Genomic DNA, 16,645 nt, shown 5'->3' on the forward strand with positions numbered 1-16,645 from the left:
CGATCAGCGGCCCGCGAGGCGTGCGATGCCCCGCTCGAGGGCGGCCACGAGGTAAGGCCGGAGCTCCTCGGGGGCGATGATCCGATCGAGCGAGCCGACGCGGAGCGCACGCTCGACGGTGTGGGTCGCGTCGAACTCCTCGGCGACCTCGCCGACCTTCTCGGCGCGGACCGCGCCCGTCACCTCCGCGAGCCGGAGCCGCGCCGCCCCGCCTGCGGCCGCCGCCTTCTCCGCCTCGGCGACGCGCGGGTCCTTGCGCGTGCGGGACTCGACCTCGCGCGCGAACACGACGGCCGCGGCGGGAGCGCCGCCGATCACGGACGCCCGCGCGCCCGCCACCGCGACGACCTCCAGGTCCTCGCGGAGCGCCTTCGAGAAGACCACGAACGCGCCGCCGTGGTAGCGCGACACGACGCAGAAGACGATCGGGCCCTGGAAGTTCACCACCGCGCGGCCGATCTCGGCGCCGTACTCGAGCTGGAGCCGGCGCATCGACTCGGGGGAGCCGTCGAAGCCCGAGAGGTTCGCGAGCACGACGACGGGTCGGTTGCCGCTCGCCCCGTTGAGCGCCCGCGCGATCTTCTTCGAGGACTGCGGGAAGAGCGTCCCGGCCGACCAGAGCTCCGGGCCGTCGGCGGGGACGAACTCGAGCCGCGGCAGCGGGCGGGACTCGATGCCGAGGAGGCAGACCGGGAAGCCGCCGAGGTGCGCGTCCCACACGACCGCGGTGTCGCCTCCGCGCAGGTCGCGCCAGCGCTCGAGCGGCGCGTGATCCTGGTCCACGCACGCAGCCATCACGCGCCGGATGTCGAACGGCTTCTTGCGGTCCGGGTTCTTCTCCAGGCTGAAGACGTCGCCCACCGTCTCGAACCCGGCGCCGCCCTCGGGTCCGTGCGGGTAGGCGCGGACGTCGCGATCGACGGGGTCGGTGGTCGCGGCGCGGCGCGGGGCGCGCTCGCCCGGGACGACGTAGGTGTGGGCGTAGTGCCGCATGAGGATCGCGACGGCGTCCCCGACGCTCCCGGCCCGGTACTGCGCCTCGCCGTTCGGCCCCATGATCCGTTCGTAGCCGCCGATGCCCATGTTGTCCTCGGCGGACACGCTGCCGGAGTACTCGAGCGCCTCCTTCCCGGTGAGGACCATGGCGGAGCCGGGCGTCATCACCAGGATGCCCCGGGTGTGCATGAGCATCGTCGCCTCGGCGTTCCAGTACGGCTGGGCGCCGACGTTGATGCCCGCCACCACCACGTTGATCTCGCCGCCGCGCTGGGTGAACTCGACGATCCGGCGCAGCACGCGCGAGATCCAGTCCATGTTCTCCGTGCCGCTCTCCATCGAGATCTTCGCGCCCGCCGAGATCGCGAACCACTCGAGCGGCACCTGCAGCCGCTCGGCGAGCGCGATGGCCGCCTCGATGCGCGCGCACTCGGGCTCGGCGAGCGAGCCCATCGCCCTGCTCGGGTCGCCGAGCAGGACCACGCGGAGCATGCCCTCCGGGTGCCGGTCCGTGAAGCTGCGCACCGTCCCGACCACCACGTTCGACGGGTTCGCGCCGGGAGGGCGCGCGACGGGGACAAGCGCGCCGGCGGCGTCGAGGTCGTGCTCGACGAACTCGCCGGGAGGGATCGCGGCCTGGGCGCCGCGGGGCGGCGCGAGCAGCCTCACGATCTCGAACGGGTGGGTGAGCCCGCGCCGGCGGAGCTGCACGACGCGCTGCTCGTACTCCGTCATCGGCTGCAGCGGCCGGTCGGTGGGCTCGTCCCAGCGGATCGAGACGCCGCCCCGGTCGTCCGCGAAGAAGCGGAGCAGCGTCCGCTTCATCGCGCCCGTCGCCGGGTCGGGGAGCCGCGCGTCGATGAGCGCCACCTCGAGCCCGAGCCCCGCCGCGGCGGGCGCCATGCGCGCGGCGAGGCCGCGGATCTCGTCCCGCGTGAGGGGCAGGGGCGGGCCGACCGTGAGGAGCACGCGGTTCCACTCGAGCCGCTGCCCCGGCGCGCGGCGCGCCTGGAAGCGCCGCATGCCGGCGAGCGCCTCGTGGAGCATCCGCTCGACGTACGGCATCTGCACCACGCGCCCGGCGCCGTCGCGCACCGGCGCGATGGCCCGCACCTCCGCGACCGCGAAGAGCCGCTCGTCCCTGGGGTTGTCGCGGGAGACGCCGCGGTAGAGGTACACGTCCTCCACCGAGGGGAGGCGCTCGAGCTCGAAGCGCGCGAGCCGCCCGAGCTGCATCCGCTTGAAGAGCATCGGGTGGACGCCGCGGTGGCGGCGATCCTCGGTCCACTCCGACGGTCCCCCACGGAACGTGAAGTGCTCCTGGCTCGCCTGCCGCCCGAGGCCGCGCCCGGGGATGGCGAGGAGGAACGAGGCGCGGCGCATCGGGCGCGTGAAGGCGGCCTCCGCGAGCGCGGCGCGGAGCCGCTCCGCGAGCACGTCGGGCGCCTCGACCGGCGCGTCGTGCCACACGTACAGCTCGACCGCGACCGCGCGGTCCGCAGGGACCTCCGCCGCGAGCCGGGCGAGCCGCCGGACGGCCTGGTCGACCTCGCCGGGCTGCGCGAACGCGGCGATCACCCGGAACGCCTGCCCCTCGAGCGTGTAGTCCGACCACGCGCACGCGAGCCCCTCGACGGCGCCGACCTCGACCGGGCCGAGCGCGCGGTCGCGGTAGTAGCGCCGGAGCAGCGTCTCGACGAGCCGCGCGCGGAGCGGCGGCGCCGCCTCCGCCATCCGCGAGACGACGAGCGTCGCGATGGACTGCGGGCACTGCACGATGCGCTCGACGAGCGCCTCGCGCTCCGCCCCCGTCTCCGACGCGAGCCGCGCGAGGTCCGCCTCCGCCTGGGCGGTCATCTCCGCGCGCGCCCGATCGAGGCCGGGCTGGTCGTGCCTGCGGTAGCGGACCTCGCGCGCGAGATCGGCGAGCGCGGGGAAGCGCTCCTGCCCGATCGCCGCGAGCCGATCGAGCTGCTCGCGCGGCGCGACCGCGGCGGCGGCCTCCGGCGCGGCGAGCCAGCGCTCCAGGATGGCCAGCACCGGCGCGAGCTGCGCCTCGGCGCGCTCGTAGGCCTTCTGCATGCGGAGCAGCGCCACCTCGAGCGCGCGGCCGGGGACGTCGAGCGACAGGCCGTAGTGCCCGAGCGCGCGGCGGAGCGCGGCCACGAACGTCGCGCCGAGCCCCTCGCCCCGGGCCTCGGGCTCGTGGAGGTAACGCCAGAGCGCCTCGAGCGGCGCCGTCGCGGAGGGATCGGCGCCGGGGCGCGCGCGGCTGTAGAGCGACTGCACGTCCGCGAAGGCGGCGATCGCGGCCGACTCGGCCCGGAGCGTGGTGGCGGCGCCGTGCGGCGCCGCGAGGGAGAGCTCGCGCCAGCCGGCGGCGAGCCTGCGGGCCTCCGCATCGCTCACGTCGAACCCGAGGACGAGCCGCTGCAGCTCGGAGAGCGCGGCGAGGTAACGATCGGCGGCATCGCCCGACTCGGCCGGCGCGGGCGCCCCCAGGGTGAGGGGAGCGGCGGCCGGCTCGAGGGGGGCCTCGCCCTCGGGATCGATCCGGACGAGCGGGGCGCCGGGGTCGACCTGGGCGTTCGCGACGGCGAGCACCTCGCGGACCGTCCCCGCGTACGGCGCGGGCACGGCCATCTCGACCTTCATCGACTCGATGCGCGCCACGGGCTCGCCTGCGGCGACGCGCTGCCCGGGTGCGACGGGGATCGCCACCACCACGGCGGGCATGGGCGACGCGACGACGCCGGCAGGATCGCGCCGGACCACGTGCGGCACCCCGTCCACCTGCACGAGCTGGCGCAGCCCGTCGACCGCCACGAGCAGCCGCGCGCGGCCGCCGCTCCAGGCGAGCCGGCGCTCGTGAGCGCCGAGCCGCTCGACATCGACCTCGAGCGGCGCGCCGCCCGCGGGGGCGACACGGTAGGCGCCGGGGCCGATCTGCCGGACGTCGAGCCGATGGCGGCGACCCGCGTGGCGCAGCTCCACGCTGCGGCCCGAGGACGGGCCCACACGCGGGCGACCGCGGCGCGCCTCGGCGACGAAGCGCGCGCGCTCGAGATCGAGCTCGGCGTCGTACGCCTCGATCGCGGCGGCGACCACGGCGACCTCGGGGCGCTGGGGAAGGGCGGGCTCGCCGGACGCGGCGAGCGCGTCGAGGAGCCCGGCGCCGGCGCGGCCGGTGCGGACCTCCGGGCGCGCGCAGAGCGCCCGGAGCCAGGCGGTCGACGGGGCGGCGCCACGGAGGAGGACGTCGCTCTCCGCGAGCGCCTGCTCGAGCCGGTCCAGCGCCTCCGCGCGATCGTCACCGCGGGCGATCACCGTCGCGATCACCGCCCCGGCGGGCGCCTCGTCGCCCTCGTCGAGCGCGGGCTCCGCGCGCACCCCCGGCCCCGACGCGAGCCGCAGCACCTCGACCCGCCCGGCGGGCGCGCCGGCCGCGACGATCCGGGCGGCGAGCGCGTGGCCGTGGCGCGCCCCGGCCGGCGCATCGTCGAGCTCCGCGCCCGCCGCGAGGCGCAGCGCGAGCCGGACGAGATCGATCCCCGAGGCCTCCTCGACGGCGGGCGCCGAGTCGGCGCGCGCGTCGATCCCGGAGAACGCCATGCGGCCGGCGGCGTCCGCTGCGAGCTCCACCGCGCATACTCCCACCCAGCCCGCCTCGACGGCGGCGCGCTCCGCCAGGGCGAGCGCGCGCTCCGCGACGTCGGCCGCGAGGCCGGCGGGAGGCGACTCCACGAGCGACGCCGTGCCGCCGGTGCGGAGCGACGCGTCGCCGATCCCGAGCGCCCGCGTCCCACCGGCGCGGTCGCGCGCGACGATCACCTCGAGCCGCCGCGCGAGCCCGACCGCCTGCCCGGGGAGGACCCCGAGCCGCGCCGCGAGCGCTCCGAGCGCGCCCGGCGCAGCGAGCCAGCGCAGCGCGTCGGGCGGCGGGCCGACGTACGCCACGCCCGCGCGCGCGCACGCCTCGGCGAACGTGGCGCGCTCCGCGATCGACGCGGGGCCGAGCCAGGCCGCGTCGGCGCGGGCCTGCCGGAGCACCTCCTCGAGGTCGGCGTCCACCTCGCGGGCCTCGTCCGCCTCGCGCACCGCCGGCGAGCGGCGGTGCTCCCGGGCGTACAGCAGCACCGCCGCGTCGGCGGCGCCCTCGCGCCCGAGGTCCCGCACCGCGCGCACGACACGGCGCGCCGCCTCGCTCCCGTCCAGCACCGCGACACGACCCAGCCCGCTCCGTACGTCCACCTCGGCCTCCTCGCGCGCCCGGCGCCGCCCGCCTGCCGGGCAGGCGGCGGCGGCGGCGCCGCGCACCGAGTTCTAGCCGGGAACGGCGGCGGGGTACACGCGAACGCGGGGGTGCGGCGCCGACGCTACCTTCCCGTGCGAGCCTGCGCCTTCGCCCGCGGCGGCACGGTCCAGAAGTAAACGGTCTTCCCGTCGACCTGGCGGACCTGGGCCGGCTTCCACTCGCCCATGTCGAACGCGTGCGACACGATCCGCGTGCCGGGCCGGAGAGCGAGGAGCTTCGGCTTGAGCTTCAGGTTGAGGTCGGGGAGGAGGTAGAGCGTCACCACCGTCGCGTCGGACAGGTCCATCTCGAAGAGATCGCCCTCGCGGATCTGCACCCGGTCGCCGACGCCCGCCGCCCGCACGTTCGCCCGCGCCTCGGCGACGCGCTCCGGATCGATGTCCACGCCGACGGCCTTCCGCGCGCCCCGCTTCGCGGCGGCCACGACGATGCGGCCGTCGCCGCAGCCGAGGTCGTACACCACGTCGCCCTTGCCCACGTGGGCGAGGTCGAGCATCGCCGCGACCACTCGCTCCGGGGTCGGGACGTAGATGACGTCGGGCTCCCGCGCGGGCTTGTGCGCGGCGGCTGCCCCGGCGGCCGGAGGAGCGGGGGAGGCCTGCTGCGCGAGCGCGGCTGGCGCGGCGAGCGCGGCGAGGAGCGCGGCGAGCCGCGCGGGGAACGGGAGCGTGAGCGGGGACATCATCTCGCCTCCTTCACGCTGCGGCAGGTGGGCGCGCCGGCGCCCTGCGCAGCGAGAGCCACATGGGCGCGAGCCCCGTCGCGAGCACGGCCACGCCGGCGATGGCGCCGGGGCCCGCGTAGACGAGGCTCGACCACAAGAGGAACGCGCACGCCGCGCAGAAGACGAGCGGCGTCGCGGGGTAGAGCGGGACCTTGAACGGGCGCGGCGCCCCGGGATCGCGGCGGCGCAGCACGAAGAGCGAGAGGCCGGTGAGCAGGAAGAAGAGCCAGAACACCGGCGCCGTGTAGGCGACCATCGACTCGAACCCACGGCGGGACAGCACCCCCAGCCCGACGAGCGCGAGGGCGATGGCGCCCTGCAGGAGGACGGCGTTCACCGGGGACGCGGCGCGCGCGCTCCACCTCCCGAGCGTCGCGAAGCGGGGGTAGTCGCGCCCGAACGCCCAGACCATCCGCGAGCCCATGAGCAGCGTCGCGTTCGCGGAGGTCACCACCGCGGCGATGACGATCGCGCCGATCGCGGTCGCTCCGGCGGGCCCGAAGGCACGTCCGAGGAGGTCCGCGGCGACCGCGCTCGAGGCGCGCACGCCGTCGAGGCCGAGGCCGCGCAGGTAGGCGACGTTCGCGAGGACGTAGAGGAGCGTCACGAGCAGGAGGGAGGCGACGAGCGCGGTCGCGATGGCGCGCCGCCCGCCGCGCAGCTCGGCCGAGACGTAGGCCGCCTCGTTCCAGCCGCCGTAGGCGAGGAGGACGAAGACCATCGCGAGGCCGAACGCGGGCCGCGCCGGGACGGGGGCCGCCGGCGGAGGCACCGCCGGCAGCGCGAGCCCGGTGAGGATCACCGCGACGAGCCCGAGCACGAGCGCGACCGTGAGGACGTTCTGCACGCCGCGGGCGACGCGGAGCCCTGCGACGTTCACGAGCGTGAGGGCCACCACCATCGCCGCGGCGAGCGGCCCGCTCGCGCCGGGCGCGCCGAGCAGATCGCCGGCGTAGTCGCCGAACACGAAGCCGAGGAGCGCGACCGAGCCGGTGGGGATCACCGTGAGCCGCGCCCACGCGAACAGGAACGCCGTCGGCCGCCCCAGTGCGCGGGAGAGGAAGTGGTAGTCGCCGCCCGGGTCCGGATAGGCGGCGGCGAGCTCCGCGTAGCACATCGCCCCGGCCAGCGAGACCGCGCCGCCCGCGAGCCATGCCGCGAGGATCGCCGGGACGTCCGGCGCGCTCGCCGCGACCGACGACGGCGCGCGGAAGATCCCGGCGCCGATGACGATCCCGAGGACGAGCGCGACGGCGTCGTGGAGGGCGAGCGCCGGGCGCGGCGCACCGCCCCGGTCCTCGCGCCCAGCGGACGAGTCCCCCGCTCCCATGCCCGGCCACGTTCGGCCGCGGCGGCGTGCGCGTCAACGCTCCGCATTCGCCGCGCGCGAGCGGGCGTCGGCCCGCCGGGCGGGCGGGCGCGGCTCGGCTCAGTAACGGACCGAGTACAGGAAGGTCGCGCCCGGGAAGCGCAGCCAGCGCTCGGTGACGGCGCGCAGGACGGAGGCGGAGGGCCCCTCTCCGCGCACGTACTCGGCCTCGAGCGCTCGCGCGGCGGCGGCGTCGCCGCGCGCCTTCACTCCGAGCGCCACCTGCTCGAGCTTCGTGACCGCCGCCGGGAAGGCGGCGAAGTCCACCTCGAGGCACCCGTGGTCGCGCCCGTTCGCGGCATTCGCCTCGGGGCGCCACACGAGCCCGCCCTCCTTCAGGAGGAAGCCGACCTGGATGGCGGCCAGGGCGCTGTAGGGCTTCACCTTGCCCTCCGCGTCGTACATCCCGCGGCTGATGTGGCCGAAGGTCCAGACCACGTCGCGGACGTGCGCACGCTCGGCGAGGTCGCGGGCGAGGATCCCGCGCGCGGCGAGCCAGTCGGTGAGGAACAGCGCGCTCGTCTGCGCCTTCAGCTCCTCGAGCGTGCTCGCCATCGGGCCGCCGAAGATCTGGTCGTCGGTGCGGCCGCCGACGGCGTACTCGTGCGCGGGCCCGAGGTTGTGCGCGGCCTCGTGCAGCACCGTGCCCATCACCGTCGCGTCGGCGTCGTCGGAGTAGCGCGCCAGGGTCGCCGGGCAGAGGATCGACTCCGCCCGGCGCCGCTGCACGTCCTTGCTCTCGGGGTCGGTGTAGAAGCTCGTCATCGCCACGGTCCGGCCGCGCCCCTCGTTCGCGACCGGCCCCCAGTTCGGGAGCGACTGGCCGACGGTGGCGCCGCGCGCCGAGCGGGCGTCGCCCGCGTTCACGACGATCTGGATGAAGTCCGGCAGGTGGAAAGACACCGCGCGCGCGACGTACGGAGGCCCGGCGAGCCCGGCGAGCGCCTTCTCCATGTCGCTCTTCACCGGATCGAGCCGGCGCTGCCACTCCAGCGAGGCGCGATCGATGCGGGCGAAGCTCAGCTGGAACCCGGCCTTGAGGCTGCACGGCTCGAAGTACACCTCGTCCGGCGCGACGCGCAGGTAGAAGCGCGAGTTCTCGGCGCTCATGCGCGACCAGGCCTCGTCGGCGGAGGTCCAGTCGTCGGTGCGGAACGCGCGCGCCGCGGCGGCGAGGTACCCCCTCAGCGCCGCCTCGCCGGGGCTCTGGATCGCGGCGCCCGCCGCCTCGAGCTCGCGGGCGATGGCCTCCATGTCGTCCCGGAAGGCGACGTGGTACGGCACCGGGACGAGGGCGCCGGACGCGTCGCGCCCGACGACGGAGAAGGGCCTCGTGAGCTCCTCGCCGCGCGGCGCCTTCTCGAGCGCGTCGCAGAACCCGGTGCCGTTCGCCTGCAGCTCCGCCGGGTAGAGGCCCGACAGGCGGGGCGGCGTGGGGGAGATGGCGGTGCAGGCCGGGTCCTTCTCCGTGGTCGGCCCGCTGCACCAGGGACCCTGGTTGAGGAAGAAGACGAGGCGCGAGAGGCCGTCGTCCGCCGGGATCCGCGCCGCGAGGTCGAGCGTCCCGAGCTGCCGCGCGTGGAGCCGCTCAACGAGCCGCGCCGCCTCGAGCACATGCCGGACGAGGTCGCGCTCCTCCGCGGCGGCGGACGCGAAGTCGCTCTCGAGGACGGTGAAGTAGCTCTGCGCGAGCTCCTTCTCGAGCGCGGCGTGGCGCGCGTCCTCCTGGGCGGCAGGGGACGCCGCGCGAGCGCGCACCCGCGCCCAGGCCTCGAGGAACTCGGGCGTGAAGCGGCCGTCCTTCACCCAGTGCTCGCGGGGGCGCGCATCGAGGCCCCACACGAGCGCGAGCTCGTCGGGGTCGAGCGCGCCGTTCCGGTTCGAGTCCTGGCTCCAGAAGAACGGATAGGCGAGCTCGAGCGACGCGCGGTTGAGCTTCTCGCGGGGAGGACCTTCGGGAGCGGGGCCGACGGTGGGCTTCCCGCCACCGCGGGAGGCGCAGCCTGTGACGAGGAGGGCGAGGAGGGCGAGGCGCAGGTGCTTCATCGGAGGCTCCGTCGACTCGAGGTGACCAGGCGTTCTAGCGGCGCGCCGCGCGGCGGGCAAGCGGGCCGCGGGGGCGGGTGGGCGCGGTCGTGCGTAGGCTAGATGCGCCGCGGCGAGGACGCCGCGAGGAGGGAGGAGCCGATGCGCCGCTTCGCCGCCGCCCTGGCCGTAGCCGCCGCGACGCTCGCCCCCGCCGCCGACGGTCAGGGCAAGGACGCCCGTGTCCGGGAGGACGCGAAGGCGACGAAGGGCGCGAGCGCGCCCGCGGAGGAGCTCGCGAGGACGCTCGTCTCCGAGCGGGCGTGGAACCAGATGATCGACGCGTTCACCCAGAGCCTCACGCGCCAGATCGAGGCCGGGCTCGCCCAGCAGGGCGGCACGCCGCCGCAGGGGCTCGCGGCGAAGGTTCGCACCGAGCTCGCCGATGCGCTCCGCTGGGCGCAGGGCGTGGAGCTCCAGGCGAAGGCGCTCTCGCAGCGCTTCACCCCGGAGGAGCTCCGCAGCATCGTCGGCTTCTACCGGAGCGGGCCTGGCCAGAAGCTCTTGCGCGAGCTGCCGGAGCTCGCGCGCACCGTCGACCAGCAGATCCAGGCGCTGCTGCAGGAGCGCGTCCCCCGCATCGTCGAGAAGGTGGCGCCGTCGCTCGCGGCGGCGCAGCAGCACCCGGGGGGCACGCAGGCCACGCCTGCGCCCGGCGCGGCTCCGGGCGCGGGTGGGGCACCGGCACCTGGGGCTGGCGCGCCGCCCTCGGGCGGGAACGCCAAGGGGAGCGTGCCCCCGGGGACGCCTCCGGCGCGGCCGTGAGCGCGGCGCCGGCCACCGGGCCGGAGCGCCCTCAGAGCTCGAACGATCCCACGAACAGCACGTCCGGGATGCGCGAGCGGAGCTGCTCGAGGAGCGCCGCGGGCGGGCGCTCGTCGAGGTCGATGCTGCAGGACGCGGCCTGGTGCTCCTCGAAGATGGTGTTCTGCACCTCCTCGACGTTGATGCCTGCCTCGCGGATCGCGCCGAGCACGTTGGCGAGGACGCCGACCTTGTCGAGGTGACGCACGACGAGCCGCGCGCGGGCGGGCGTCTTCCGCGCGACGTTCACGCAGTTCGGCACCTCGCCGCTCTTCACGAACGCCTCGACGATCCGCACCGCCTCGCGCGCGATCGCGTCCTGCGCCTGCGCGGTGGACGCGCCGATGTGGTGCGTTCCGTAGACGTTCGGGAGCTTCGCGAGCTCGCTGTCGAAGTCGGCCTTGCCCTTCTCCGGCTCGCCCGCGAACACGTCGGTGCCGACCCGGATCCGCCCCGCGCGCGCGAGCTCGAGGAGCGACGCCTGGTCCACGATCTCCGCGCGCGCCGTGTTCACGAGCGCCGCGCCGGGCTTCATCGCCTCCAGCACCTCGCGCGACACGACCCCCCGCGTCTCCTTCGAGAGCGCGAGGTGCAGGGACAGGTAGTCCGCCTCGCGCGCGAGCGCGGCGAGGTCGGGTGCGCGCTCCACGCCGAGCTCCTTCGCCTTGCGATCGTCGAGCGAGCGCGACCACGCGACCACCCGCATCCCGAGCGCCTGCGCGCGCGTCACGACCTCGCGGCCGATGGAGCCGAGGCCGGCCACCCCGAGCGTGCGCCCGAAGAGCCCCTGCGCCTCCGAGAAGGTCTTCTTGTCCCACTTGCCGGCGCGCAGGAGCGCCACGTTGTCCGGGATGCGGCGATCGAGCGCGACGACGAGCCCGATGGCGAGCTCCGCGACGGCGATCGAGTTCTGGCCCGGACAGTTCGCGACGTACACGCCGCGCCTGGAGGCGGCGGCCACGTCGATCGTGTTCACGCCGGCGCCGGCGCGCACCACGAGCGAGAGGCCGGAGGCGGAGTCGAACACGTCGCCCTGCACCTGCTTCGAGCGGACGACGAGGACGGAGGCGTCGCGCGCGGCGGCGGCGAGGTCCTTCACGGCGACGTCCGGGCGGTGATCGACCTCGAGCCCGAGCGCCTGGAAGTCGGAGAGGCGTTCGGTCGGGAAGGCGTCTGCGACGAGGATCTTCACGGTGGCCTCCGGTGTGGGGGCGTGGATGGGGCGGCAAAGAGCCGCGCGGAGGAGAACATGCGCGGCCGTCGGCGTCGTGGGACGAGTTGGGCCTAGTGGGGGAGGCCTTTCGACGCCCTCAAAAGACGCGACGCCGCTCACGCAACCCGCGGAAAGGCCGATGATTTCGAGCGAAATCGGCGCCCATCGGGACCGCGAAGACTTGATCTGCGTCACGGTGCGCCTGTACCCGATACGGTACGTGAATGTGTACCCAGGGGGGATTTGGCTCCTGCCTTGGTATGTCCCGCGGTCGCGGGAGGGCGGGCCCCGCAGCAGGAGGCGAGCACCGATGCGAATTCCCACCTGGTCCGCGGACGCGAGCGCCCGCCCGGCCGAAGACGCCACCCCGCTTCCGCGCAGGTTCGACGCGGCGGACCCCGAGGCGTCGCTTGCGCGCGTCCACGCGCTCGGCCCGCGCGATCCGGTCCACGGCGCGGTGTTGCCCGGCGACGTGCGCCCGGGAGATCCGGTCTTCGCGCAGGTTCGCGTCGCGGGCGCCCCGGGGCCCGGCGCATCCGGGCAGGTCTGGCGCATGTCGCCCCTCGGCGTCGAGCTCGTGCGCTCCCCCGCGCTCGCCGCGGTCTCGCCCGGCGACGCCCTCGATCTCACGCTGCGCGTGGGGGGGAGCGTCAGCTCCTTCACCGGGCTGCGCGTCGCGGCGGTCCGGATCGATCGCGGGCGCGAGATCGTCGCGCTGCGCTGGTCGGAGGCTGGCCCCGCGGACGAGGAGGGCGCGCCCGGCGAGAAGCGGTCGTCCTCGCGATTCGCGTGCGAGCGCGACTGGCTCCCGACGGGCGTGACGCCGAACGCGGTCCGCTACGACGACCAGATCCACTTCCGCATCGCCGACATCTCGCGGACCGGGATGCAGCTCGTCACGAGCCTGCGGAACAAGTTCCTCATCCCGGGCGTCGAGTTCACCGGGACCTGCACCTTCCCGACCATGGGCCAGGCGGAGATCGCCTTCCGCGTCGTGCGCGTGCGGATCGCGCAGCACGGCGCGAAGCGCTGCCTCGCGCTCGGCGTGACGTGGTCGGTCCCGGATCCCCGCACTCGCGAGCTCGTCGGGCAGTACCTCCTCCAGTTCGGGCCCGGGACGAGCGTGCAGGAGCTCCGCGAGACCGGCTTCCACGTCCGCTCGTCCAGCCGCGCGCTCGACTTCGGTGCCGTCCGGACCGAGGAGGAGTACCGCGAGGTGCTGGCGCTCCGGCGCATCGCGTACCTGCGCGCGGGCAAGGTGGGGTCAGGGGCGCGCGACGAGGACATGGCCGACGCGCTCGACGCGCGCTCGCGCATCCTCGTCGCGAAGTACCGCGGCCGCATCGTCGCCTGCGTCCGGCTGCTCTTCCCGCCCACCCCGGACTCGCCGCTCAAGCACGAGGACTACCTGACGCTGCCCTCCGGCGCGCCCCCGCGCGACGAGATCGTGGAGCTCTCGAAGTTCTGCACCCACCCCGACTTCCGCGGCAGCGACCTCTTCTACACGCTCGTGAAGCACTGCGCGCTCACCACGATGCAGTCGGGGCGGCGCTACGCCGTCATGAGCTGCACCGACGAGCTCGTCAAGCCGTACGGGCGCGTGGGGTTCCGCAAGCTCGGCGCCTCCTACGTCCACCCCACGATGAAGCTCGAGCACCACCTCATGATGGCGGAGGTCGCGCGGGTGGTGTCGGGCAAGCACGTGAACCCGGTGATCTGGAACCTCATGGGCGGCTGGGAGCTCTGGTCGTTCGCGCGCCTCTGCGGGGTCGCGCCCGGGAGCAGGCTGCTCGACGCGCGCGTCGCGGTCTGGCGGCTGTTCGGCCCGGCGGCGCGCGCCGCGCTGGCACTCCACCTCAAGCGCAAGGGAGCGCGGGGGTGGCGCCGATGAGCGGCGATCTGCGCCTCGTCGCGCTCGCCGCGCTCGGCGCGCTCGCCGCGGTGTTCCTCGGCGGCGTGCGCCGCGTGTTCCGCCGGCCGGAGGGACCGCACCGCTACCGCGCCTCCCTCGTGTCCGGCCTCGTCCTCGCGGTCGAGTCCGCCGTGATCGCGCTGACCCCGGTCCCTCCAGCGCGGCTCGCCGCCGCGCTCGTCCTCTTCGCCCTGTCGCTCGGGCTCTTCCTGTGGGCGGCGCGGGTCAACCGGGAGCGGCCGCTGCTCCTCGCCTTCGCGGCGCACGTCCCGGAGCACCTCCAGACGCGCGGCCCCTACCTCCTCGTGCGGCACCCGTTCTACGCGAGCTACCTGCTCGCGTTCGCGGGCGGCCTCGTCGCGGCCGGGACCGCCTGGCTCCTGCCGCTCTTCGGCGTGGGCTTCTACACGTACTGGCAGGCCGCCGCGCGCGAGGAGCGGGGCTTCGCCGCGAGCCCGCTCGCCGGAGCGCACCGCGAGTACGCCGAGCGGGTCGGCATGTTCGTGCCGCGACTCTCCGCCCTCCTCGGCCGCCGGGGCTGACCGCGGCGGCGGACCGCGCCGTCAGCTGGCTCCGCCGCCCAGGAGGTCCGGGTTCGCGAGCTCGTGCAGGCCGGAGGGGAAGTCGGGGAACTGGGGGGCGGCGTCCTCGTACAGGCGCAGGAAGGCCTGCACGCACTCGGGATCGAGCTGCGAGCCGCTGCAGCGCAGGATCTCCTCGACGGCCAGGCGGTGCTCGATCCCGGCGCGGTACGGGCGGTCGCTCGTCATCGCGTCGTAGGTGTCGCACACGGCGAGCACGCGCGAGAGGGGCGGGATCTCCATCCCGGCGAGGCCGTCCGGGTAGCCCGCGCCGTCGAAGCGCTCGTGGTGGTGGAGGATCGCGCGCGCCACGCCGTCGAGCTCCTTCACGGCGGAGACGATGCGCCACCCCATCTGCGAGTGGCGCTTGAAGATCGCGTACTCCTCGGGCGTGACCTTTCCCGGCTTCACGAGCACCGCCTCGGGGGTGCCGATCTTCCCGAGGTCGTGGAGGATCCCCGCGATGCGGATCGTCTCGCACTCCGCCTCGGAGAGCCCGAGCTCGCGCGCGACGCGCTCGGCGAGCAGCGACACGCGGCGCGAGTGGCCGTGGGTGTACGGGTCCTTCGCCTCCACCGCGAGCGCGAACGCCTCCATCGTCTCGAGGAACACCTGGCGCTTCGAGAGGACGAGGTCGAAGTTGAGCTTCGCGAGGTACTCGTTCTTCTCTGCGAGCTCGACGGCGAGCTTGCGCTTCTCGAGCAGCGAGCGAATGCGCGCGCGCAGCTCGGCGACGCTGAAGGGCTTCGCGAGGTAGTCGTCCGCCCCCTCGCGCAGGTTCTCGATCTTGCTCTCCAGGTCGGCCTTGGCGGTCACTAGGATGACCGGCACGTGGCGGAGGCGCGCGTCGCGGCGCAGCTCGCGCAGGAGGTCCGTGCCGGAGCCGCCCGGCATCATCACGTCGCTCAGCACCAGCGCCGGCGGCTCGACGGCCGCCATGCGGAGCGCCTCCGCCGCGCGCTCGGCGACGCGAACCCGGAACTCGTCGGCGAGCTGCCGCGCGACGAAGTCGAGCAGCTCGCGGTTGTCGTCCACCACGAGGATGAGCGGCCTCGTGCCGCTCGACGCCCGGGTGGCGGGGGAGGGGGTGAGCCGGATGGGGCGCGGGGGCGGCCGGGCGCCCTCGAGGTGCAGCGCGACGGCGGCGGGCTGCGCGGGGCGCCTGCGGTCCACCGGCACGGGCTGGTGCTCCTGGCGCCGGTCGATCCGCTCGGGGGGATAGGCGGCGCGGTCCGTCGGCAGCTCGAGCGTGAAGCACGAACCCTCTCCGACGCGGCTGCGCACCGCGACGGAGCCCATGTGGAACTCGGCGAGCTGGCGCACCAGCGCGAGGCCGATGCCGGTCCCGCCGCGGCCGCGCGCCGCCGGGCCCTCCACCTGGTGGAACCGGTCGAACACCCGCTCGATCTGGTCGTCGGGGATCCCGATGCCGGTGTCCTCGACGGAGCAGAAGAAGCGATCGCCCCGGACGCCGCAGCGCACCGTCACCGCGCCGGGGCGAGCGTCCGTCCCGTCGGTGAACCGGATCGCGTTCGAGAGGAGGTTCAGGACGACCTTCTCGAGCTTGTCGCGGTCCACCGGGAGCGGCGGCACCGGCCCGTCCACGGCGAGCGCGAGCGAGACGTGCCGCTGCGCCGCGAGCGGCCGTCCGCTCTCGACGAGCGAGCCGAGGAGCTCGACCACGTCCACGTCCTCGAGCCGCAGGAACTCGTGCTTCGCGTCGAGGCGGGAGAGGTCGAGGAGCGTGTTGATCTGCCGCAGCAGCCGCTGCGCGTTGCGCAGCATGAGCTCGAGATCGGCCCGCACCTCCGCGGAGACGCCGCCCGCCTCGGACATCATCGCCTCGAGCGGCGCGATGATGAGGGTGAGCGGCGTGCGCAGGTCGTGCGAGACGTTCGTGAAGAAGTTGGTCTTCACGCGGTCGAGCTCGACCTGGGTGGCGAGGAGCTGCTGCTGAGCCTGCCGCTCGCGCCGCGACGTGAGGAAGGCGCGCACGTCGGTCGCCATGCGCGCCCGGAACAGCAGCACCAGGCCGATCGCCATCGTGAGGACGCTGAAGAGCCGCGCCGGGTGGATATCGGTGTGGCGCCACGCGAACGCCCACTCGCAGGTGAAGACCGCCAACAGGGTGGCCACCGCCGTCGGCGCCGACTGGCGGAGGAGCAGCACGCCCACCACGCCGAAGACGAACGCGTACAGGTACGAGACGCTGGGGAGCCACACCACCGTCAAGGCCTGCAGGCAGCTGACGACGAGCGTGAGCAGGAAGAGCGGCGCGCGCGCCCACAGGCCGCGCTGGAGCCTCGGCAGGAACGTCGCGGCGAGGAGCAGCGCGTAGAACACCGAGCTGCCGAAGCGGTACGTGGCCCAGCGCGACGCGGGCGTGAGCTCGAGCGGGAGGTCGACGAGGAAGTGGTGCAGGACCTGGCCGACGATGGAGCTCACGAGCGCGACGCGCGCGTAGAGGACGATGAGCCGGTCCTCGTGCCCGCGCCACTGCGCGCGCCACGGGGTGCCGTCGAGCAGGACCTCCGGGAACAGCGCTGCGAGGACCCGCCTGCGATCCAGCAGGGGACGGCGCGCGTGCCGCTCGGAGGCTGTCGACTGCTCGCTCACGCGACCTCGCGCCAGCGTCGCCGCGCGGCG

General features: G+C 75.1%; 9 protein-coding genes. 3 read left to right on the forward strand and 6 right to left on the reverse strand.

The genetic code is table 11. The features are described 5' to 3' along the window. Positions 1 to 3 precede the first annotated feature (3 nt). The 4 genes from MNY62_RS12110 to MNY62_RS12125 form a co-directional block, all read right to left on the reverse strand. Positions 4 to 5,313: a carboxyl transferase domain-containing protein gene (locus MNY62_RS12110; protein ID WP_242344441.1), complete on the reverse strand. Its 5,310-nt coding sequence runs from the start codon at positions 5,311 to 5,313 to the stop codon at positions 4 to 6. A 59-nt stretch (positions 5,314 to 5,372) separates the two neighbouring features. Next, complete coding sequence (locus tag MNY62_RS12115) at positions 5,373 to 5,996, reverse strand: SAM-dependent methyltransferase (RefSeq protein WP_242344443.1); 624 nt, start codon at positions 5,994 to 5,996, stop codon at positions 5,373 to 5,375. 10 nt (positions 5,997 to 6,006) lie between these two features. After that, entirely contained in the window at positions 6,007 to 7,365 is a 1,359-nt protein-coding gene (locus MNY62_RS12120; RefSeq protein ID WP_242344445.1) for an APC family permease, read from the reverse strand. 99 nt (positions 7,366 to 7,464) lie between these two features. Further along, on the reverse strand, positions 7,465 to 9,450 hold the full coding sequence (locus tag MNY62_RS12125; protein ID WP_242344446.1) for a hypothetical protein: 1,986 nt from the start codon (positions 9,448 to 9,450) through the stop codon (positions 7,465 to 7,467). A 102-nt stretch (positions 9,451 to 9,552) separates the two neighbouring features. Here MNY62_RS12125 and MNY62_RS12130 point away from each other — a divergent pair, with 102 nt between their 5' ends. Beyond that, the gene (locus MNY62_RS12130; RefSeq protein WP_242344448.1) at positions 9,553 to 10,254 is read left to right on the forward strand and encodes a DUF2059 domain-containing protein; all 702 of its coding nucleotides are present in this window, start codon (positions 9,553 to 9,555) and stop codon (positions 10,252 to 10,254) included. Positions 10,255 to 10,285: 31 nt separating this feature from the next. On the opposite strand, the gene MNY62_RS12135 is transcribed toward MNY62_RS12130, so the two are convergent. Next, the gene (locus MNY62_RS12135; RefSeq protein ID WP_242344449.1) at positions 10,286 to 11,485 is read right to left on the reverse strand and encodes a 3-phosphoglycerate dehydrogenase family protein; all 1,200 of its coding nucleotides are present in this window, start codon (positions 11,483 to 11,485) and stop codon (positions 10,286 to 10,288) included. A gap of 331 nt (positions 11,486 to 11,816) precedes the next feature. Between MNY62_RS12135 and MNY62_RS12140 the strand changes: the two genes are divergently transcribed. Then, complete coding sequence (locus MNY62_RS12140; protein ID WP_242344451.1) at positions 11,817 to 13,397, forward strand: N-acyl amino acid synthase FeeM domain-containing protein; 1,581 nt, start codon at positions 11,817 to 11,819, stop codon at positions 13,395 to 13,397. Further along, positions 13,394 to 13,960 (forward strand): methyltransferase family protein, encoded by a 567-nt coding sequence (locus MNY62_RS12145; protein WP_242344503.1) that lies wholly within the window; start codon positions 13,394 to 13,396, stop codon positions 13,958 to 13,960. Before MNY62_RS12140 ends, MNY62_RS12145 begins: the two co-directional genes overlap by 4 nt. Before the next feature lie 21 nt (positions 13,961 to 13,981). Here the strand turns inward: MNY62_RS12145 and MNY62_RS12150 are convergent, their stop codons facing one another. Next, a complete protein-coding gene (locus tag MNY62_RS12150) occupies positions 13,982 to 16,615 on the reverse strand; it encodes an ATP-binding response regulator (protein WP_242344453.1) in 2,634 nt (877 codons plus the stop codon). Between the last annotated feature and the right edge of the window lie 30 nt (positions 16,616 to 16,645).

Source organism: Anaeromyxobacter terrae (genome assembly GCF_022690685.1).
Taxonomy (GTDB): Bacteria; Myxococcota; Myxococcia; order Myxococcales; family Anaeromyxobacteraceae; genus Anaeromyxobacter; species Anaeromyxobacter terrae.